Annotated in this window: 16 protein-coding genes; 10 read left to right on the forward strand and 6 right to left on the reverse strand. The window is 45.3% G+C overall.

The features are described 5' to 3' along the window. Positions 1-87: 87 nt before the first annotated feature. Entirely contained in the window at positions 88-3,624 is a 3,537-nt protein-coding gene (gene nifJ, locus YWE_RS0114675) for a pyruvate:ferredoxin (flavodoxin) oxidoreductase (RefSeq protein ID WP_029095230.1), read from the reverse strand. A 650-nt stretch (positions 3,625-4,274) separates the two neighbouring features. Between nifJ and YWE_RS30950 the strand changes: the two genes are divergently transcribed. After that, the gene (locus YWE_RS30950; protein ID WP_051323355.1) at positions 4,275-4,514 is read left to right on the forward strand and encodes a DUF333 domain-containing protein; all 240 of its coding nucleotides are present in this window, start codon (positions 4,275-4,277) and stop codon (positions 4,512-4,514) included. A gap of 113 nt (positions 4,515-4,627) precedes the next feature. Here YWE_RS30950 and hslJ read toward each other — a convergent pair whose 3' ends face one another. Next, a complete protein-coding gene (gene hslJ, locus YWE_RS0114685; RefSeq protein WP_029095231.1) occupies positions 4,628-5,062 on the reverse strand; it encodes a heat shock protein HslJ in 435 nt (144 codons plus the stop codon). 185 nt (positions 5,063-5,247) lie between these two features. Then, positions 5,248-6,234, reverse strand: a complete 987-nt coding sequence (locus YWE_RS0114690) for a 2-hydroxyacid dehydrogenase (protein WP_029095232.1) — start codon at positions 6,232-6,234, stop codon at positions 5,248-5,250. 167 nt (positions 6,235-6,401) lie between these two features. Between YWE_RS0114690 and YWE_RS0114695 the strand changes: the two genes are divergently transcribed. The 6 genes from YWE_RS0114695 (at position 6,402) to YWE_RS0114720 (ending at position 12,556) form a co-directional block, all read left to right on the forward strand. Continuing rightward, a complete protein-coding gene (locus YWE_RS0114695; protein ID WP_029095233.1) occupies positions 6,402-9,029 on the forward strand; it encodes a YdbH family protein in 2,628 nt (875 codons plus the stop codon). Between the two features lie 23 nt (positions 9,030-9,052). Then, the gene (locus tag YWE_RS29650) at positions 9,053-9,220 is read left to right on the forward strand and encodes a YnbE family lipoprotein (RefSeq protein ID WP_036016177.1); all 168 of its coding nucleotides are present in this window, start codon (positions 9,053-9,055) and stop codon (positions 9,218-9,220) included. Positions 9,221-9,229: 9 nt separating this feature from the next. Further along, positions 9,230-9,565 (forward strand): YdbL family probable chaperone protein, encoded by a 336-nt coding sequence (locus tag YWE_RS0114705; RefSeq protein WP_029095235.1) that lies wholly within the window; start codon positions 9,230-9,232, stop codon positions 9,563-9,565. 244 nt (positions 9,566-9,809) lie between these two features. Then, entirely contained in the window at positions 9,810-10,373 is a 564-nt protein-coding gene (locus tag YWE_RS0114710) for a hypothetical protein (protein WP_227659953.1), read from the forward strand. Between the two features lie 260 nt (positions 10,374-10,633). Beyond that, the gene (locus tag YWE_RS0114715) at positions 10,634-11,431 is read left to right on the forward strand and encodes a protein bax (RefSeq protein WP_029095237.1); all 798 of its coding nucleotides are present in this window, start codon (positions 10,634-10,636) and stop codon (positions 11,429-11,431) included. Between the two features lie 228 nt (positions 11,432-11,659). After that, positions 11,660-12,556 (forward strand): endonuclease/exonuclease/phosphatase family protein, encoded by an 897-nt coding sequence (locus tag YWE_RS0114720; RefSeq protein ID WP_029095238.1) that lies wholly within the window; start codon positions 11,660-11,662, stop codon positions 12,554-12,556. A gap of 130 nt (positions 12,557-12,686) precedes the next feature. Here YWE_RS0114720 and YWE_RS0114725 read toward each other — a convergent pair whose 3' ends face one another. Further along, positions 12,687-13,292 carry an FMN-dependent NADH-azoreductase gene (locus YWE_RS0114725; RefSeq protein WP_029095239.1) on the reverse strand — a complete coding sequence of 202 codons (606 nt, stop codon included), beginning with the start codon at positions 13,290-13,292 and terminating at the stop codon, positions 12,687-12,689. A 264-nt stretch (positions 13,293-13,556) separates the two neighbouring features. Here YWE_RS0114725 and hrpA point away from each other — a divergent pair, with 264 nt between their 5' ends. Both hrpA and YWE_RS0114735 read left to right on the forward strand, forming a co-directional pair. Next, positions 13,557-17,399 (forward strand): ATP-dependent RNA helicase HrpA, encoded by a 3,843-nt coding sequence (gene hrpA, locus YWE_RS0114730; protein WP_051323356.1) that lies wholly within the window; start codon positions 13,557-13,559, stop codon positions 17,397-17,399. A 60-nt stretch (positions 17,400-17,459) separates the two neighbouring features. Beyond that, on the forward strand, positions 17,460-18,104 hold the full coding sequence (locus YWE_RS0114735) for a Qnr family pentapeptide repeat protein (protein WP_029095241.1): 645 nt from the start codon (positions 17,460-17,462) through the stop codon (positions 18,102-18,104). Between the two features lie 64 nt (positions 18,105-18,168). Here the strand turns inward: YWE_RS0114735 and YWE_RS0114740 are convergent, their stop codons facing one another. Then, complete coding sequence (locus YWE_RS0114740) at positions 18,169-19,563, reverse strand: amino acid permease (RefSeq protein WP_029095242.1); 1,395 nt, start codon at positions 19,561-19,563, stop codon at positions 18,169-18,171. A 369-nt stretch (positions 19,564-19,932) separates the two neighbouring features. On the opposite strand from YWE_RS0114740, the gene YWE_RS31680 reads away from it, so the two are divergent. Next, entirely contained in the window at positions 19,933-20,055 is a 123-nt protein-coding gene (locus YWE_RS31680; RefSeq protein WP_255324512.1) for a hypothetical protein, read from the forward strand. A gap of 167 nt (positions 20,056-20,222) precedes the next feature. On the opposite strand, the gene YWE_RS0114750 is transcribed toward YWE_RS31680, so the two are convergent. Further along, complete coding sequence (locus tag YWE_RS0114750; RefSeq protein WP_029095243.1) at positions 20,223-21,116, reverse strand: dihydrodipicolinate synthase family protein; 894 nt, start codon at positions 21,114-21,116, stop codon at positions 20,223-20,225. Positions 21,117-21,237: the final 121 nt, after the last annotated feature.

The raw sequence follows: 21,237 nt of genomic DNA on the forward strand, positions 1-21,237 counted from the left end.
CTATTACTCGTTCAACTAATTTTAAACTCCTCTCATTGATAAAAATAAAGCACCTGATACGGTGCTTTATTTTTATTATTTCAACGATTACTCCGGTTCTGCTTTCTCTACCGTTTTACCGGCCAATAAACTGAGTAGCTGATAACGACGGTGAACGTCTTTTTCTGCTTCAATATGTAAATTGGCTGCGACCTCTGGTTCTAAAGCATTTAACCGCCGGAAACGCTGTTCTTTTAACAGCGCCGCTGCTAACCCGTTTGACGGCGGTCGTGAATCAAGCACTAAGCCGGGCTTATCTTCAATCAGGCGACGCGGATCATAGCGGTACAGCGGCCAAAAACCAGCGGTAGTTAGCTGTTTCATTTGGTCGTGGCTGAAGGCCAGATCGTAACCATGCTCTTCACAAGGGCTATAGGCAATTATCAGTGACGGCCCGGGATAAGCTTCAGCCTCCTGAATAGCTTTAACCGTTTGATTTAGCTGGGCGCCGAGTGAAATTTGGGCGACGTAGACATGCCCATACATCATAATGCTGACGCCTAAATCTTTTCTGCCTTTACGCTTACCACGTTCGGCAAACTTGGTGACTGCGCCCATTGGGGTTGCTTTAGACTGTTGTCCGCCAGTATTGGAATAGCATTGGGTATCCAATACCAGAATATTGACGTTTTCGCTCAGGCTCATTACGTGGTCAAGACCACCAAATCCGATATCATATGCCCAACCGTCACCGCCTATCAGCCAGATAGATTTGTCGACCAGATAGTCTGCATCGGTGGCCAACTCAATGGCCTGAGGTGAACTTAATCCGGCTAAATGTTGACGCAGTTCTGCCACTTGTTGCCGGCGGATTTCTGGCTGAACGTTGTCCTGCTTAAGAGATTCAATCAGTTCGGCCGGAAGATGAGAGGCAACTGATTCGAGTAACCGCAAAACCCGGGCGTGATGCTGATCGACCGTCAGACGGAAACCTAAACCAAACTCTGCGTTATCTTCAAACAGCGAATTAGCCCAGGCAGGGCCACGACCTTCAGCATTGGTGGTATAAGGTGTGCTCGGCAGATTACCCCCGTATATTGATGAACAACCGGTGGCGTTGGCAATTAGCAGGCGATCGCCATATAGCTGAGTGAGCAGCTTAATATAAGGCGTTTCACCACAACCAGAACAGGCTCCCGAGTATTCAAACAGCGGAGTAATTAACTGTGAGGTACGAATATCAATGCGCTCAAGCTTGGTTTTATCAATTTCTGGTAGCTGCAGGAAGAAGTCATAATGACGTTTCTCAGCCTCCAGATTTTCCAACCGAGGCTTCATATTAATTGCTTTGATTTCCGGATTTTGTCGGTCTTTGGCCGGACAAACTTCAACGCATAGGTTACAGCCGGTACAGTCCTCGGGGGCGACCTGCAATACATACTTCTGACCGCGCATATCTTTAGATTTAACGTCTAATGATTGCAAATCATCCGGCGCATTATCCATGGCATCAGGCATAACCACTTTGGCTCTGATAGCCGAGTGCGGACAGGCGGCAACACAGTGGTTACATTGAGTACACAGCGGGGCCTGCCAGATAGGAATATCTTCGGCAATATTGCGTTTTTCCCACTGGGTTGTGCCTACCGGCCATGTCCCATCAGGTGGGAAGGCTGAAACCGGCAGGCTATCGCCTAATCCGGCTAACATCGCCGCAGTAACGGTTTTAACAAAGTCAGGGGCATGTTCAGAGACTACCGGCGGACGCATAGGGCTGAGCGCATTAACCGCTGGCAGAATAATCTCTTCCAGCGCTTCAATGGTAGCGTCTAATGCCTGCCAGTTATTCTGGACAATTTCTTGCCCTTTACTGCTATAACTTTTTTCGATGGCATGACGTAATTGCTGTAGTGCAACATCACCGGGAATAATCTGCGTCAGGTGGAAGAACGCCATTTGCATAACGGTGTTAATCCGAGCCCCAAGATGACATTCACGGGCAATTTTGGCCGCATTGATAATAAACAATCGAGCCTTGCGCTGATGAAGCAGGGCCTGAACGTCTTGCGGTATGCGTTGCCAAATCTCATCTTTGGCATAAGGGGTGTTAAGCAGGAAGGTTCCGCCAGTTTTCAGTTTTTCGACCATCTGATATTTATCGATAAACTGATTCTGATGACAGCCGACAAAATCAGCCAGGTCGATAAGGTAGGCTGAATTGATCGGATATTCACTGACGCGTAAGTGTGAAACGGTCAGTCCACCGGCCTTTTTAGAATCATAAACAAAGTAGCCCTGCGCGTTTAGCGGCGTACCGTTGCCTATGATCTTGATATTGTTTTTGGTTGCAGAAACCGTACCGTCACTTCCCAGCCCGTAGAACAGCGCTTCCAGCGAGGCTTTTTGTGGAATTCGTTCATGGGTCAGAGGAAGAGACAGGCCGGTAATATCGTCAAAAATACCAACGGTAAAACGCGGGCGAGGTTTATCCAGCGTCAGCTCTTTAAACATGGCCAGTACACAATCCGGCGCAAATTCTTTGGAAGATAATCCATAGCGACCACCGCTGACAATCGGCAGCGTATGACGATCGCCACGGGAGTATGCTTCGGCTAATGCGGTCATAACATCTAAGTACAGCGGTTCAGCCAGCGCCCCGGGTTCTTTGGTTCGGTCAAGCACGGCAACTTTGCTGGCGGACTCCGGTAATAATGCCAGCAGGTGTTCAGCAGAGAAGGGGCGATATAAGCGAACTTTTATCATGCCGACCTTTTCACCACGGGTCAGTAATGTATCGATAGTCTCTTCGACGGTGCCACAGCCTGAGCCCATCAATACCACCACGCGATCGGCCTGAGGATGGCCATAATATTCAAATGGCTTATAGCTGCGCCCGGTTAATCCGGCAAAAGCATCCATCGCTTCGGTGACATGACGATAGGTATCGTTATACCAAGGGTTAGTGGCTTCACGGCATTGAAAATAGGTGTCCGGATTTGCAGAGGTTCCGCGAATCACCGGATGGTCAGGAGACAGTGCGCGGCTGCGGTGTGCGGCAATAGCATCGCTCGGCAGTAGCTGACGGATAACATCGTCGTCAATTGGCGCAATTTTATTAATCTCATGTGAGGTACGAAACCCGTCAAAGAAGTGAATAAAGGGTACCCGGCTATTTAGCGTTGCTACCTGAGAGATTAAGGCAAAGTCTTGCGCCTCTTGAACTGAGCTGGCACAAAGCATGGCACAGCCGGTTTGGCGAACGGCCATAACGTCGGAATGGTCGCCAAAAATAGATAATGCATGAGTGGCAATAGTTCTGGCGGCAACGTGTAAAACAAAGGGCGTCAGTTCACCGGCCAGCTTATATAGATTAGGGATCATTAATAACAATCCCTGGGAAGAGGTAAATGAGGTCGCCAGAGCTCCGGTTTGTAAGGCACCGTGAACGGTGGCAATCGCGCCAGCCTCAGACTGCATTTCCATTACACGGGGAACATCTCCCCAAACGTTATGACTACCGTGCTCCGACCATTCATTGGCCTGTTCAGCCATGGTCGAACTCGGTGTAATTGGGTAGATGGCGATAACTTCATTTGAACGATAAGCAACGGAGGTTACCGCGCTGTTACCATCAATAGTAATCATAAACTCTATACCTTTGTTGACATTTGCTCCCCTGAACAGAGACCAGGGCAATAAAAGACATCACTGTAATTATGTTGAATCACTATATAAGTGCGTTGGGCAATGAAAATATCATATCAGAAGCGTAAATTAAGGCCGAGACCGTTTTGTGTGTTAACGCTAAATATGGCATAAAAGGATGCGTGGGGATTTGATATTTAATGATGGAATGTTACCGTAGTTTCACATTAAATTGAGGCAGGATTCAGAATAATGTAGGTCTGTATCAGAGGGAAAGGGCGTGTTACTGGACTATTCACTATCAATAGGCTAAAAATAATCTATTACACTGAATCGTACGGTAGCTGCCAGAGGCCGGGATGATAAAAAAAAACCAACGCAACACGCGCTGGTTATTAACTCAGTCAGAATAACTGAAAAGCAGTGGATCGCTAAATTAATAGCGGGATATATGTTATCTGAATGTAAAGTAGTTTGTATGACAAAAAATGCTACGGTTGAGTCAAGGTAAAAGCAGTCGACAAAGATGCAACTTGAAGTATGACGGGTATCGCGTTAGGTTAACCACAGAAACCTTTAGCTTTAACCACCGGAATGACGGTGGTTTTTTGTGTTCCAGACGGCAAGAAAACATTGATCAGGAGTTAATTATGAAGGGAACGATAAGTTTGGCTGCGTTGTGTGCATCACTATTCTTAGCCGGATGCAGCAGTGCTCCAGACCAAACGCGCCTGTTACCGACTCAGGCTATTGAGACAGACGTCACCGCCCCGATGGATGAAGTGGCATTAGCTAACTGTAATGATATGGGAGGCATGCCGACCACTCTGCATAATCTGGATGGCAGCATTATAGGAAAATGCGTGCTCTCTAACGGTAAGCGTTTTTAGTCGTAATCTGCTTCAAGCAATTTATTTTAGTGATGAAAAGCCGCATCTATGTCTGAATCTATTTTAGACCTGAGGCGGCTTTTGCTTTTATTCTGCCGTGTATCCGACCGGAATTAATTAACCCAGTCTTTTAAGCGATAAATCAGAGTATGTTCCGGCGTGGTTAACGTCAGGGTGCCCTGATCTAAATTAACCTTAGCGCCTTTATTTAAAACGTCGGCAATAACCTGATCCAGGTTAGCGCGTTGTTCATCCAGACAGGCCATTCTGGTCGAAGCTAACTGACTGGTGGTTAATACGTTATTCTTTAATGTCCCTTTGCCCATAAAGTTATTACACATAGCACCGCTGATATGCATATTCTCACCAAACTCAATGTTTAGCGGGCGAGGCTGTTTGATTGAATTCTCAATGGCTTTGCCGTCAACGCTGGTGAGAATAAAATTATGATGCATTAAATCGCTTTCTTTGACTGAATTCTGCTCAGATTGGCTAGTACAACCGGCAAGTAACACCGCAGAAATAATAACAGGTAACAGTGTTTTCATTATGTTCTCCGTAGAACCCTATGTTTAAATAACGGCATTAACCATGACTGACTAATGCCGTAGCGATCCCTGATGTTTCTCTGGAAAGCGTTGTATCATACTAAAACTACTGATGTTTACCTATTTACACTGTTTTACTGCTGACTAACGAAAACATTGCATAATAGATTAAAAAGCCATCAATTTTATAGCGTGTTAGGGCAAGGTTCATTGCGCTCTAACTGACGAATGTTTTGAAGCGTTGTTTCTGAAATATTCAGCAGAGCCTCTTCAGTTAAAAATGCCTGATGGCCGGTAAACAGAACATTGTGACATGATGATAAACGACGGAAAATATCATCCTGAATAACATCGTTAGACTTATCTTCAAAGAACAGGTCGCGTTCATTTTCATAAACGTCCATTCCCAAAGAGCCTATCTTTTGCTGTTTTAATGCTTCAATAGCAGCAGGAGAATCAATTAATCCGCCGCGGCTGGTATTAATGATCATCACGCCTTTTTTCATTTGGTCAAAAGCGGTCTGATTGAGCAAATGGTGATTTTCCGGCGTTAGCGGGCAGTGCAGAGAGATAACGTCGGAATTAGCATACAGGGTTTTTAAATCAACGTACTCGGCTCCGAGCTCCAGCGCCTGTGGTGACGGATAAGGATCAAAGGCCAGCAGTTTCATGCCAAATCCTTTGAGAATTCGCATGGTAGCAATACCGATTTTACCGGTGCCAATAATACCCGCAGTGCGGTTATGCATATTGAAACCGATCAGCCCTTCCAGAGAGAAGTTTGCATCACGGGTTCTTTGGTAAGCGCGGTGAATGCGTCGGTTAAGGCTCATCATTAAGCCGACTGCATGTTCAGCGACGGCTTCCGGCGAGTAGGCCGGAACGCGTACAACTTTTAGGCCCAACTCTTTTGCCGCGTCCAAGTCGACATTATTGAATCCGGCACAGCGTAAAGCTAATATTTTTACGCCATGTTTAGCCAGCTCTTCGAGTACAGGCCGGCTTGCATCATCGTTAACGAAAATACAAACTGCTTCACAGCCTTCAGCGGTTTTAGCCGTTTGTTGACTGAGCTTAAAATCAAAGAATTCGGCATCAAAACCGAACTTCTGATTAGCAATCTCAAGGTATTTACGGTCATATTGCTTTGTACTGTAAATAGCTAATTTCATCGTATGTCTCCACTATAATAATGAAATTAATTTACCAGATATCGGGCATCCGGACAATTTAACGATACACGAAGTCTGCTTACTGATTCATTGAATCAGTTTAGTCAATAGGGTTAATATGCTATATTTCAAGCTTCTTTGGCGTTATGGGGTAATAGAGCGTGATAATAGGTAAGCGTGTTAAAGTCGCTCTGATAATTATCATTGTCCCGATCGCGTTGGCGATCTCGTTATGGCTAACTATCCCCAAATGGTTACCCGGTATTGCCAGCATTTGGCTACCCGAAGGGACCAAGCTCTCACTGAATGAACGTCCTCATTTTATTAAGCGTGGTATTTCGCTATCCGGTATTCAGTTTCGCGCCGGGGATTGTTTGCTTGCCAATGCAGGTCCGCTTAGCCTGACTTACCAACAACGCCAGTGGAACTTACAGGGCGACTCGCTGGACATAGATACCCACTGTTTAGAAAGCTTGCCGCCTCAGCCGCAAGCCACCGACAGTGATATTCCGTTATCTATTGCGGATATCCAAAACCAACTGCCACTATTTAATATCACCCTCGATAAACTCCGGATTACTCCTTGGGAGTCATACCAAGGCCGGGCGGTAGTGACTAATAGCGCTGAGGGGCAGCGGTTGGCCTTTCAGGGGGATTTAGTTTCGGGCATTGTTTCTCTGAATAACCAACAGATGCTGACGCTGGAATCGCTTAAACTCCAGATTCCGGACAGTGATGATGTCATACAGCTTAATGGGGACGTTAAAGTACCGGTGAGTCTGGATGAGATCCCTGAACAGGGCGACATTCATGGTGAGTTTGTTACTTCCTATGTTGAAAAACCCCTGTTAATGAAGCTCAACTGGCAACAGAAAAAAGGTCATTTAACGATAACGCCAGAGGGTGAAGAACAAAGCCTGTTAGATGTTCCATGGGAACTCTCTATTGCAGAAAAACGCTTATTAGTGGTCGAGCAAGGCCAGTGGCGCTGGCCATATGCGTCTCAGCCTTTTAACGGGGGCGTGCGTTTAACGTTGTCTGACTGGAGCAGTGATTACTCAGAGGCAACGATTGAAGCCAGACTGAATGTTGTTACGCAGGGAGATAGCGGTAAAGGCAATGCGGTACTCACCGTTAACCCCGGAAAGATCGGCATGACGGACAGCAATTTGTCGTTTCAGTTTACCGGTAAGGTTAATCACGATGAGATATCTCTGTATGCCACAATTCCGGGCACGCTGAACGGGACTATTTTAAACCCGACGCTGGATATGATGTCTGGCGCATTATTGCGGGCTACCGGTCCGGTAACGCCGGATATTTATCTTAATGAAGCACGCTTTCCGTTAGCGGGTATTAAGCTTACCGATCAAGGTATTTCTGGCCCTTTACAAACCATAATTAATGCCAGCCATCGCTATTGGGGAAAATATAAGCTTCATCTGGATGGCAGAGCGCGCCATTTCTGGTTAGATCAGGGCCACTGGGAATGGAACTTCTGGGGTAACGGTGATATGCCACCGCTTAAGGCCAAATGGGACATGTCAGGCAGAGGTGAATGGAATGACAGCCTGATTAATCTGCAAAGCTTATCTACCGGATTTAACCAAATCGTTTATGGTCAGCTTACTATTGATAAGCCAAGGTTGATTCTTTCGTCACCGCTAAACTGGCAGCGCGAAGAGGGCGTATATCAAGCCGGGTGGCAGCTTCAGGCGCAAAAAACGTCGTTCGAAAACGGAGGATATCTGCCTAAGTCTACCCTGAACATTCATTTTGACGGTAAAGATCCGGCTAACTTCCAGTGGACCGGCGATCTCAGTACTGACAAGATTGGCCCCATTACCATCAGAGGTCGTTGGGACGGGCAGCGCATCAGAGGTGAAGCATGGTGGCCAGAACAGTCACTACAGGTTTTCCAGACGTTATTATCACCTGAGCTTGGGTTTAAAATTCGCAGCGGCAAGCTTTATGCTCAGGCCGCCTTCTCAGCATCTGAAGAACAGGGGATTGAGGCCGGTGGCCACTGGGTGGTTAAAGATGGCGGAATGTGGTTAAAAGATGGCGATCTTGATGGCTTGGACTTTGTTATGTCTTACCGTTTAAAAGATCATATCTGGCAGCTCGGTCCAACAAGTCCGGTTAAGCTAAGAATTAAAAAGCTGACCAACCTGTTTGAGATGGAAAATATCAGCGCTGATTTGCAAGGTCATTATCCTTACGATAGCCGTCGCCCGCTGCGGCTATCTAACGTGGGGGTAGACATCATGAAAGGGCATATTAGTCTTACAGAGCTTAAGTTGCCACAGAAAGAGCCGGTTACGTTAAAGGTAAAAGGTGTCGATCTCAGCGAACTGTTTACTATTCTTAAACCGAAGCAGTTCAGCATGTCGGGTAAAGTTGACGGTGAACTCCCGCTATACTTAGATCATCCTGAATGGCTGGTCCGTGGCGGTTGGATTGAAAATAGCGGGCCACTGACTTTGCGACTGGATAAAGATTTTGTTCAGGCTATCAGCGATGACAACATGTACACCGGTGACATTATCAGTTGGCTAGGTTATATGGAAATTCACCGATCTCGTACCGATATTAATGTGAGTAACTTAGGCCTGTTGAGTATGGATGCCCAAATAACGGGTTTCAATCCAACAAAGATGGCCGACAAGCTGGTGGTGCTCAATTACCATCATGAAGAAGACATATTCCAGCTCTGGCGCAGCCTGCGCTTTGGCGATATTTTACAGGATGACTTACAGCAAATGCTGTCATCACCGAGGGAGAGTAAGCAGTGAAAAAGTGTGGATGGTTGTTAGGGATGGCTTCATTGTCATTAGCTTTGGGTGGCTGTGTTCCCCGTATTGAGATTGCACCGTCTAAAGACCCGATAGTGATTAATATGAATGTTAAAATTGAGCACGAAATTCTTATTAAAGTGGATAAAGACGTCGAAAAAATGTTGAAAACTCAGTCAGATATTTTTTAAGGGTTTATGATGAAAATTATCAAAATTTGTCTGGCTGCAACCTTGTTGTTATGTAGCTCGATGACCAGTGCGTTGACGTTGCATGAAGCAAAGCAGCAGGGCTTAGTCGGTGAGACGCTGAGCGGCTATATTGCACCGGTGACTCAAACCCCTGAAGCTATCGCATTGACTGAAAAAATTAATCAGGCTCGCAAAGATAAGTATAAAGAGGTTGCGGCTCAGAATAACGTTAGCGTTAGCGACATTGCCAGCATGACCGGGAAAAAGTTAATTCGTCGGGCTGAACTGGGTGAGTATGTTCGTGGCATCAATGGTCAATGGTTGAAAAAAGAGGGCGTGAAATAGCCTGCGGAAATCTCATATTTGCTGATGGATTAACTCACTGAAGTATTGTTCATTCCCCGCATACTGTCTTGCGTTTAATCAATTTATCCTAAAAGTCAGTAGCGGTATTTATCATTTGTATTGTTATTTTTCTTATACCTCTATTTATGTAATTAAGCTCACTAACTTATTGTGAGTGAAAGAAATAATCATAATGTGCTCCAAGTATTATTGCGCTAAAGTTAATTGTATATAGGCTGAGTTTATGACAAATAACAATCATATGCTGCCCGTCGGATATATGTATAAAACGGTAAAAACAAAGCCCGATTGGATTAAAACTCATCGGGTCGACGATGTTTATTCTGTCAGTTGCTGCGTATCTACTGATTTTATGGATGATTGGATTAATCAATGGAAACATAATGGATATTGGTTATTTAACTCAGCGCAAGATATTGAGGAGATTGCCAAAAATAATAATATATCGTTAAAGGATATGACGTTATTTTTTTACTGCAGCTATCAATATCAGTGGAATGAGCTTGATAAAAAATGGACTAATTTTGAACCGGATATAGCGTTTGAAACTCATATAATTATGCCGGATAAGGCTGAGTTGCAAGGTTATGATGTTGTTAGCTTTATTGGTGAAAATAGTGCCGGATGTTCACCATTATCCTGTAACCAAATGGCGGATAAATTAATAGTAAATAACCATTGTCTGCTCAATGATTTTGATGAAACAAAAGCATATATCGAGTCCGGAATATTTAATAGTTGTGAACCTGGGCCATATCGAATTTTAGCCGTATATCGAATTATGTAATCAATATTTGGCCAAATAATAGGGTTGAGATTTGGTTGATATTATGGATAATCAGCCCAATATTTAGTCTCAACAGGTATCAAAACGCTCTGTAATAAGTCATAAACCTGCGCTAAAACAAATTTTGTGCAGATTTTTGTCCAAAATAAAGATATGATCTTATACAATTATATCGTTTTGTTACATCTTGCAGCTTTCAATTTGCATTAACATCATTAAAGTTTGAGCGTCTGTATATTTTTAAACTAGTCAGGAGTTATATGCCTTCACTTGTTTTAAAGATAATAGGATCAACAATTTTTCTACTGAGTTTGAGTACATCGGCCAGTTGGGCATCAACTAGTACCGAGTCTCATCAAGAGTATTCTCGCAACGGCAAGTTAAGCGATCTCCCTGATTTGCGACAATACCCTTCTGGTACCCAGAGAAAGAAAGCGTTTTTAAACGCGGTAGTCCCTATTATCGATAAGCAGAATAGTCAAATTCGCCAAGAGCGCGAATGGCTATTAAAAAAGCGCAACACAAAAAACTGGAGCCAGCAGGATATTGCTAAGGTCCGGCAGATATGTGATCGCTACAAAGTTAACTGTGCGACTAACCCGGAAAAGATTAACTGGAATTCGTTGCTCAAGCGCGTTGATATCATTCCGACTCACTTAGTCGCTACGCAGGCTGCAACCGAGTCTGGTTGGGGAACATCGAAGTTAGCCCGCACCAATAAGAACCTTTTTGGTCTGCGCTGTGGTAGTAAAAGTTGTAACAGCAAAAATGGTGGGGTGCAGGGGTATTCAGCCTACACCTCAATTAATGATTCTGTTACGGCTTATATGATCAATATGAATACTCACTCTGCGTACGATACGTTGCGAGAGTCGAGAGCCACTTTAAGAAGTCGCGGCGATACTGTTACGGCAGATCACCTGATTAATAAATTGGGCAACTACTCCCGTTTAGGCTCAACCTACAGTGATTATCTGCGTAAGATGCTCGATCACAATCAGGGTTTAATTCGTCAAGCAGAGTCCAGTATCGAAACGGTAAGCAGTAATGATACTTAAGTGATGTGAACGGGCTTGGTTTAACCGAGCTTGAACCAATCAGTTAGTCGAAAAAATCAGGAACCAGCCCGCTGGCTCCTGATTTTTTATGCCTTTAAAACGCAGGAGATTGTATTACTAAAGCTTATCGCTCTGGCGTAAACGGATATTGCGCGGCCAGTTAACATTTTTTTGTGCAGATAAAGCCTATGATTAATGGTCAATCCTATTCCATCAGGAGTTTTATCTATGAAGATTTTTACTATTGGTTTTCTCTCTTTATTTGTCACAGCGGCACTAACGGCGCAAACCTTTGCTGAAGTGAAAGTACTCACGCCAGAGAAGGGCGGAACGCCAAATAAAGTCTACGATCAGAAAACAACAGCGCCGGAGCTTACCGTTGCTACTTATAATATGGCCGCCGGGCGGGTATCAAATATTCAGGATGTTGCCGCGGCGATTAAATCGCTGGATGCCGATATCATTGCGTTAAATGAAGTGGATAATAAAACGGGTCGTAGCGGTAACGTTGACCAAATCGCAGAGCTGTCTCGGGTGACCGGAATGCACGGCGCTTTTGGTAAAGCGATTGATTTTGACAATGGCGGCTATGGGGTCGGTATATTGTCTAAATACCCTATAGAGAAACAGCAGGTCTTTAAACTACCTTCCGGTGATGATGAACAGCGGGTTTTATTGGTTGTAGAGGTGAAAAAGCCCGGCTTTGATGCCCCGATTCTATTTATGACTACTCATCTTAGCTGGCAGGAAGACCCCGCTTTGCGACTTCAACAAATCAGAGAGATAGAAAATATTACCATTGGTAATACAGACTCTTCGTTCAATGAAATTGCTTCGAGCATTAAGATCCTTGCCGGTGATTTTAATGATGTGATGACCAGTACCTCATTAGCTGAATTACAGCGTTACTGGAATCCGCTAAAAAGTGACAATCTTGATATTCGAACCTGGCCGGCAGCTAATCCTGCATTAGATCTTGACCACATCTTTGTTTATCGTGGTCAGCGATGGGCGGTGGAAAACATGGAAATACCGAATAAGCAGGCTGAATGGAAACAGGTTAACTGGCCGGCGACCAGCGATCATGTGCCGGTAATCGCAAAAATTAAGCTGTTAGAGCAGTAGTATTGGTCAATCAGTTGCTTATCTATAACTAAAGCACCGACGATATAATCGTACGGTGCTTTAACATTCGATCTAAGTATCCGATTTTAACTAAGGCTTATTAGCCTTAAACTCACGGAATGACTTGTTATCAGGCAGTAATTTGCTGCTGAATAAATGCTTTAGCATCTTCTAACGCTTTCTGAGCAACGTCCGGACCGTAAGCAATGCCTTCCTGGAAGACAAACTCAACGTCGGTGATACCAATAAAGCCCAAGAATAGTTTCAGGTATGGCGCGACCAGATCGGTCGGCGAATCTTTATGGATACCGCCGCGGCTGGTTAAGATATAGGCTTTTTTACCGGTAATCAGGCCTTCAGGACCACTTTCTGTGTAACGGAAAGTCACGCCGGCACGGGCAATCAGGTCAAAGTAGTTTTTTAACTGAGTTGAAATATTGAAGTTATACATTGGAACGCCCATTACGATAACGTCAGTATTCTTGAGTTCTTCAATCAGCGTATCTGACAGCTCCATCGCCTCTTTCTGGCGTTGAGTCAGTTCTTGACCTGACGGACGCATAGCGCCGACCAGCTCACCGTCTAACACTGGAATTGGGTTAGCTGCCAGATCGCGCACGGTGATGACGTCGGCAGGATGTTCCTGTTTCCACTGCTCTACAAAGAAATCAGCTAAAATATTAGATTGAGAATAGTTAGACAGAATACTTGATTTGATGACCAGTACGTTACTCATGGTTGATTCCTTTAATCTCGGTTAGTCAATAACAGGCTTTCCCTGTGATGTGAGCATATTATTCACATCTTGATAAACTTGATAGCGCAATAATTAGATGTGATTGTTCGATTTTTTTGAATGAGTTTAGACGTTGATGAATCAATCTAGCGCTTAAGATTATGGTAATATGGGGCCGATAACAGTCAATAAATGAATAAGAATACAGGATTGTAGATAGTGAAATCCCCGCTTGCCGGTCTTTCCGGTCAAATTAGTCAGATGATGCTTCGAGATCAACGCCGCTTACGCCGTCGTTTAGAGAGCGCCCGCAAAATAACTGACCAAGATAAACTTTCAGCCATTGCCGGCGATATTCAACGAGATATCGATGCCGGTATGCAGAGTATTGCTAACCGAAAAGCCACTTGCCCTAAAGTCAGCTATCCGGAAAACTTACCGGTCAGTCAAAAGAAAGATGAACTGCTGGCTGCTATTCGCGACCATCAGGTGGTTATTATTGCCGGTGAAACCGGATCCGGTAAAACCACTCAGATTCCTAAAATCTGCCTGGAACTCGGGCGGGGAATTAAAGGCATTATTGGTCATACTCAGCCAAGACGACTGGCTGCCCGTTCGGTTGCCAGCCGCATAGCCGATGAGCTTAACGTTACGCTCGGTAGCAGCATTGGCTATAAGGTTCGGTTTAATGACCGCATTGGCGAGAATACCTTAGTTAAGCTGATGACTGACGGTATCTTACTGGCTGAAATTCAGCAGGATCGTTTTCTCAGCCAGTACGACACCATTATTATTGATGAAGCCCATGAGCGCAGCCTGAATATTGATTTTATTCTGGGTTACCTGCGCCAGCTATTGCCTAAGCGCCCCGATCTTAAAGTCATTATTACCTCTGCGACTATCGATCCGCAGCGTTTTTCACGCCATTTTAATAACGCCCCTATTATTGAAGTTTCTGGTCGTACTTATCCGGTAGAAGTCCGCTATCGACCGATTGCTGATGAGTCTGATGAAGGCGACAGAGATCAACAGCAAGCCATTCTGGATGCGGTTGACGAGCTAATGCACGAAGCGCCCGGCGACATTTTGGTGTTTTTAAGCGGCGAGCGAGAAATTCGGGATACCGCAGATGCGCTAAACAAACGGGACCTGCCTCATACCGAGGTTCTGCCACTGTATGCGCGTTTGTCTAATAGCGATCAAAATAGGGTATTTCAGTCACATACTGGGCGGCGGATTATTCTGGCGACTAACGTGGCTGAAACATCGCTGACCGTACCGGGCATTAAGTATGTGATCGATCCGGGAACTGCCCGCATCAGCCGTTACAGCTTTAGAACCAAGGTACAGCGGTTGCCGATTGAGCCCATTTCTCAGGCTTCGGCTAATCAGCGTAAAGGGCGCTGTGGCCGGGTATCGGACGGAGTCTGTATCCGACTTTATGCGGAACAAGATTTTCTCTCTCGGCCGGAATTTACCGATCCTGAAATTTTGCGTACCAATCTGGCTTCAGTCATTCTACAAATGACCGCTATTGGTCTGGGGGATATCGCTGGGTTTCCGTTTGTGGAAGCGCCGGATAAACGCAATATTCTTGATGGCGTTCGCCTGTTAGAAGAGCTGGGTGCCATGGTTCAGCAAGATAACGGGCACAGCCAACTCACCGCTATCGGGCGCCAGTTAGCCCAGTTGCCTATCGATCCGCGTCTGGCTCGAATGGTGCTCGAGGGGCAAAAGAACGGATGCGTACGGGAAATGATGATTATCACTTCTGCGCTGTCGATTCAGGACCCGCGTGAAAGGCCTTTGGAAAAACAGCAGGCTTCCGATGAAAAACATCGCCGTTTTAGTGATAAAGAATCTGACTTTATTGCCTTTGTAAACTTATGGAATTATCTCAAACAACAGCAGGAAGAGCTCACTTCCGCCCAGTTTCGTAAGCTATGCAAAACGGATTTTCTCAACTACCTGCGGGTACGAGAATGGCAAGATGTCTATACCCAGCTAAGGCAGGTTGTTAAAGAGCTGGGCTTTGCCGTAAATAGTATTCCGGCTGATTTTCGCAGCATCCATACCGGTTTATTGTCCGGTTTATTGTCCCATATCGGTCAGAAAGACGTTGAAAAACCAGAGTTCTCTGGTGCACGTAATGCGCGTTTTTCAATATTCCCGGCTTCCGGGTTATTTAAAAAACCACCTAAGTGGGTCATGGTGGCTGAACTGGTTGAAACAACCCGCTTGTGGGGGCGAATTGCCGCCCGTATCGATCCGGAATGGATTGAACCTATGGCTCAGCATCTGATTAAGCGTTCATACAGTGAACCGCACTGGGAGAAAGCTCAGGGTGCCGTGATGGCCAGCGAAAAGGTCACGCTGTTTGGATTAGCGATTGTTGCCGAGCGTAAAGTGAACTACGGCGCTATTGATCCTATCGTTAGCCGTGAGCTGTTTATTCGCCATGCACTGGTTGAAGGTGACTGGCAAACGCGTCATCCGTTCTTTAAGGCTAACCTGCGCTTGCTTTCTGAAGTGGAAGAGTTAGAAAACAAATCTCGCCGTCGGGATATTCTGGTCGATGACGAAACGCTATTTGCCTTTTACGATCGGCGGATTGGTGATGAGGTAGTCTCAAGCCGACATTTTGATGCGTGGTGGAAAAAGGCGGTCAAGCAGCAACCTGATTTGCTTAACTTTGAGAAGTCGATGTTAATCAAGGAAGGAGCCGGTGATATCAGTGCGCTGGACTATCCGAACAGTTGGCATCAGGGCAATCTTAAACTGAAAATCACCTATCAGTTTGAGCCCGGTAATCATGCCGATGGCGTCACCGTGCATGTACCGCTACCTATCCTTAATCAGGTTGATGAACAGGGGTTCGACTGGCAAATTCCGGGGTTACGTCGTGAGCTGGTTATTGCACTAATAAAATCATTACCTAAACCGGTACGCCGTAATTTTGTGCCAGCGCCTAACTATGCTGAAGCCTTTCTTGAACGGGCAAAACCCTTTGAGATGAGCCTGCTCGACTCCTTAGAGCGAGAACTGCGGAGGATGACCGGAGTCACGGTGTCGCGTGATAGCTGGCAGCTGGATATGATTCCCGATCATCTGAAAATTACTTATCGGGTTGTTGACGATAAAAACAAAACGCTGGCGGAAGGCCCGGACCTGCAAGCGCTTAAACAAAAGCTAAAAGGAAAAGTTCAGGAAACCCTGTCTGCCGTTGCCGATGATGGTATCGAACAGAGTGGTTTACATATTTGGTCTTTTGGCTCACTGCCTGATGTTTTTGAACAAAAACGCGGAGGCTATGCGGTTAAAGCCTATCCGGCACTGGTGGATGAAAAGAGCAGCGTAGGTATTCAACTGTTTGAAACTGAACAAGAGCAACAGCAGGCGATGTGGCAAGGAACCCGTCGTTTGCTCTTACTCAATATTCCATCTCCGGTTAAATATCTGCATGAAAAACTGCCGAATAAAGCAAAGCTCGGGCTCTATTTTAATCAGTTTGGCAACGTGCTTGACCTGATTGATGACTGTATTGCCTGTGGTGTTGATAAACTGATTGCCGAACATGGCGGACCGTCATGGCAGGAAGAGGGGTTTAATCAGCTTCATGAACGTATTCGTGCCGAGCTAAATGAAACCGTTGTAGAAATAGCTAAGCAGGTGGAACAAATTCTGACAACGGCTCACAGCGTGAATAAACGCCTCAAGGGCCGGGTTGATATGACCATGGCTCTGGCATTATCAGATATCAAGGTTCAGCTTAGCGGCCTGATTTATGCCGGCTTTGTTTGCCAAAGCGGCTGGAAGCGGCTGCCGGATATATTACGCTATTTGCAGGCGATAGAACGCCGAATGGAAAAACTGCCGGTAGACCCGAACCGGGATAGAGTACAAATGCTGAAGGTTGAAAGCGTACAAAAAAGCTATCAGCAGTTGGTGAATAAGTTACCTCCACATAAACCTGTTGCCGCTGAAATAATGGATATTCGCTGGATGATTGAAGAGTTAAGAGTCAGCTACTTCGCTCAACAGCTTGGTACGCCTTATCCTATTTCGGATAAGCGAATTTTACAGGCCATTGAGCAGGTTACGGTGTAACTTATTTTTCTTCTGCATTATTAAGTGCGGCTTATTAAAACGGTTAACGGATCTTGATTTATGAAACAACGAGAGTTCTATCAACAAAATCTCTCCGGTGATGCTTTTCCTGACGGTATTGCTGAGTACTGTCAGTTTTATCACTGTGATTTTAGTCGCGCAGATTTAAGTGAAATACAGTTTATTCACTGTAAATTTTATGACGAACGCTCGTCAGAGAGCTGCTCTTTTTATCGGGCTAAACTGACTGATGCGAGCTTTAAACACTGTGATTTGACGATGGCAGATTTTCGACATATCAATGCATTAGGGTTGGAAATTCATGACAGTAAAGTACAGGGTGCTGATTTCAGAGGGGCCAGCTTTATGAATATGATTGGCCATAATAGCTATTTTTGTTCGGCCAGCCTGATACGCAATAATTTTAGCTATGCCAATTTCGAAGACGTGGTGCTGGAACAGTGTGAACTCAGCGGCAACCGTTGGTCTGAGGTTAACGTGTTGGGGGCTAAGTTTTGTGGTTCCGATTTGTCTGACGGTGAATTTCATCATATGGACTGGGCGTCAGCCAATTTTACCCACTGCAATCTGACCGGCTGCGATTTAAGCCAGTTAGACCCGCGACGGGTTGATTTGACTGGGGTACAGATAAGCCATGAACAACAATCCCAACTGCTTGAACAGCTGGGATTGATTATTCTTTAAGGTGATTTGCTTATAGACGTGATTGCTGGTGGGCTATGTCGCTATTTGCCTATTAAGACCTTTTCTATCTGATGGTCATCCACACAGCAGGCACCATCAGCACAAACAGGGAAATAATAATAGAACGCTCAATAAAGCTGAAAGCTTGTCGCTTTTCTGATGCGCTATAGCGAGCATACAGAAAGACTAAAATGCCGGGAACATACAGCACCACTGACATAAATAAGTTATCCAGGCCTGAGGCATAAATCAGCCACAGGCCATAAATACTGGCTCCGGCAGCGGCAAAGATCAGGCGTGAATTTTTGCGTTTTAGCGCCTCTTTAAACAAAAAGGCACCGACCAGAAAATAGGGGATCAGAATCATTTCTGAGGCGATAATCAGCAATGTATTGTAGTTACTGCCGGTTAACCAGATTAACAATAGGCTGAGCTGGATAGTGCCGTTGGTTAACCATAAAGACGATGATGATGCTCCCTTGGCATTCTGGTGAATAAAAATTCGCGGAAATGCACCGTGCTGAGCGGCCAGAAACGGAACCTCTGCCGCCATAATCGTCCAGCTCAGATAGGCTGCACTGACAGAAATAATAAGCCCCGCCGCAATGACAATTTCGCCCCAGGGCCCCATCATCATGACCATCACTCCCGACATTGACGGGTTGCGCATTTCAGCCAACTCAGTACGCGGAACAACACCCAAAGCCAGTAAGGTAATTAACAGATAAACACACAGAGCCATTAAAACGGCTAATACGGTGGCTCGACCCACATCTGATTTTTTACGGGCGCGGCTCGATACGACGACTGCACCTTCAATACCGATAAACACCCATAATGTAATCAGCATGGTGCTTTTAACCTGCTGCCATACCGGCGTACCTAATTCTACGCCGGTAAAATCAAGTTTGAATGTATCAATATTGAAGGCCAGCAGGGCCAGTATAATAAACAGGACAATCGGCAGAAGCTTAGCCAGAGTAGCTATCAGATTAATTAAAGCAGCAGTTTGGACGCCGCGTAAAATCAGACCATGTACTGTCCAGAGCAGAATCGATGCTCCGATCGTTGCCTGCCAGGTATTCCCTTCGCCAAAAATGATATTGTCCGGCGTGTCGGTAAAAAAGCTTAAGGCAGCGAATACAATCACCAGATAAGATAAATTGGCGACAACGGCGCATACCCAGTAACCCCATGCGGAACAGAAACCGATAAGCTCCCCGAAGCCTTCTTTGGCATAGGTGAAAATTCCGCCGTCTAAGTCGGGACGAATTCGAGTCAGTATCAGTAGGGCAAAGGCTAAAAACAGGATGCCCGTTCCGGTAATAGCCCAACCGATTAGCAATGCTGCGGGGCTGGCAACTTCAGCCATATTCTGCGGGAGACTAAATATGCCGGCTCCCAGCATAGAACTTAATACCAACGCCGTTAGCGTGGTAAGGCCGAGTTTTTTTTCCAACGTCAGATTCCTGAAAATGCGGGTGAGACCTAATGGCTGTAATTGGGATAAAGAGCAGTAAAAAAAGCGACTTACTCTTTAGCCCCCTAAATAATAGGCGCTGATTTTACGGAGCACCGTAGAGTGATGCAATGAATAATCATGCAATGCCGCTATCCGGGGACATATTTTTACCGAGATACATTCATCGGGGTGCATAGGCACAGAAGTGTTGCACTGTTATTGAACACTCTTTTTAAAATCAGTTGTTTATTAAATATATTTAAAAGAGTGAGTTAGACGAAATATCATGATTTTTTGACCATTTTTTTATCATGGCACGCTAGATGCATTTCTCTGGATGAATAAATCCAAACAGAGGAATTGTTGATGTTGCTAAAACCCCGAACTCTATTACCGCTATTTTTGGGCATATCGCTTGTTAGTACCGGAGTGGCTGCATTTGAGCTGCCGCCTAAAACCGAAGATCTCAAAAAGGGTGAAGGTCGTTGACGATTACACCGACACTATGGGGCATGCAGGGGCAATTCTTATTGACGCAAAAACGCATCTGATGTTTGGCGCTACCGATCACCAGAGGTGACGGATTAGCGGCCGGATATTAATTTAGGGTAAATCAGGAGCGGAGAATCCCCGCTCCTGATGCTTAGCCGATTGCGCTATTTTATATCAAACAGCTTATCCACGGCGGCAAGTTGCTCGGTATTTAAGGCTCCGCCATAGTTACGTGACAGCGGCTCAAGGTATTTATATTTTCTGGATACCGTGGTTTTAATGGTGGTGACGAAATCATCACCGATACCATAGATGGCCGATAAGCGACCGATCTCTTTATGCAGCGCGGCGACTTCGTTTAAGTTATTGGCATCATAAGCGGCTTTTATCTGAGCAAATAGCTCAGGTACCACGTTATTTAACCCCGACAGTACGCCCGCGCCACCGTTCATCAGGTTCGGAACAAAATACTCATCGAAACCGGCAAATACTGAGAAATCTTCACGCACCGGAGTTACCGTGCGCACGATTAAACGGGTGTGAGATGAGCAATCAACCGTATCTTTAATACCAACAAAGTTAGGGCATTCATTGACCAGTTTTAGTACCAGCGCGGCGTCAACATCACATCCGGTACGAGCAGGGAAGTTATAGATTAGCCACTTACCGGTAAACCGACGGTCTAAATCCTTGTAGTACTCATATAGTTGCTTAGGCGTTTGAGCATAGTAATAGTGAGGGAGAGCCATGACAGCATCATAACCCTCGGCATAGGCAACATCTGCCAAATGAACCATATCATCAATGCAGGTGGTAGAAACATGCGCAATCATTGGTAGCGAGGTCATTTTACGGGCTTTTTTCATCAGCTCGATACGCTCATTGATGCTCATCGTGACAAATTCCCCGATAGTACCCATTAGTAGAATACCGTCGATCTTTGCCTTCTCTAAGCGGGTAAAATGCTTTTGTAGCGCGTCATAATCAATACCCCCGGCAGTTTTAAACGGGATAACTGACGGACACCATGCACCTGAAAAAACAGCTTTATTACTCATGACAGACACTCCGTATATTTTTTTGATTGTTAGCCTGGGCGTTAAACAAGATTACTTAATTTCAAGCTCCCGTATATGGTAGTTTAAATCTTGTATGTAGGAGTTAATATACGCAATAACA

The sequence above is a fragment of the Budvicia aquatica DSM 5075 = ATCC 35567 genome (assembly GCF_000427805.1).
GTDB lineage: Bacteria > Pseudomonadota > Gammaproteobacteria > Enterobacterales > Enterobacteriaceae > Budvicia > Budvicia aquatica.

Excerpts from the sequence above, each read along its gene's own strand:
- nifJ (WP_029095230.1), bottom strand. The coding sequence starts at position 3,624 with ATGATTACTATTGATGGTAACAGCGCGGTAACCTCCGTTGCTTATCGT.
- YWE_RS30950 (WP_051323355.1), top strand. The coding sequence starts at position 4,275 with ATGAAGGGAACGATAAGTTTGGCTGCGTTGTGTGCATCACTATTCTTA.
- hslJ (WP_029095231.1), bottom strand. The coding sequence starts at position 5,062 with ATGAAAACACTGTTACCTGTTATTATTTCTGCGGTGTTACTTGCCGGT.
- YWE_RS0114690 (WP_029095232.1), bottom strand. The coding sequence starts at position 6,234 with ATGAAATTAGCTATTTACAGTACAAAGCAATATGACCGTAAATACCTT.
- YWE_RS29650 (WP_036016177.1), top strand. The coding sequence starts at position 9,053 with ATGGCTTCATTGTCATTAGCTTTGGGTGGCTGTGTTCCCCGTATTGAG.
- YWE_RS0114705 (WP_029095235.1), top strand. The coding sequence starts at position 9,230 with ATGAAAATTATCAAAATTTGTCTGGCTGCAACCTTGTTGTTATGTAGC.
- YWE_RS0114710 (WP_227659953.1), top strand. The coding sequence starts at position 9,810 with ATGACAAATAACAATCATATGCTGCCCGTCGGATATATGTATAAAACG.
- YWE_RS0114715 (WP_029095237.1), top strand. The coding sequence starts at position 10,634 with ATGCCTTCACTTGTTTTAAAGATAATAGGATCAACAATTTTTCTACTG.
- YWE_RS0114720 (WP_029095238.1), top strand. The coding sequence starts at position 11,660 with ATGAAGATTTTTACTATTGGTTTTCTCTCTTTATTTGTCACAGCGGCA.
- YWE_RS0114725 (WP_029095239.1), bottom strand. The coding sequence starts at position 13,292 with ATGAGTAACGTACTGGTCATCAAATCAAGTATTCTGTCTAACTATTCT.
- hrpA (WP_051323356.1), top strand. The coding sequence starts at position 13,557 with ATGCTTCGAGATCAACGCCGCTTACGCCGTCGTTTAGAGAGCGCCCGC.
- YWE_RS0114735 (WP_029095241.1), top strand. The coding sequence starts at position 17,460 with ATGAAACAACGAGAGTTCTATCAACAAAATCTCTCCGGTGATGCTTTT.
- YWE_RS31680 (WP_255324512.1), top strand. The coding sequence starts at position 19,933 with ATGTTGCTAAAACCCCGAACTCTATTACCGCTATTTTTGGGCATATCG.
- YWE_RS0114750 (WP_029095243.1), bottom strand. The coding sequence starts at position 21,116 with ATGAGTAATAAAGCTGTTTTTTCAGGTGCATGGTGTCCGTCAGTTATC.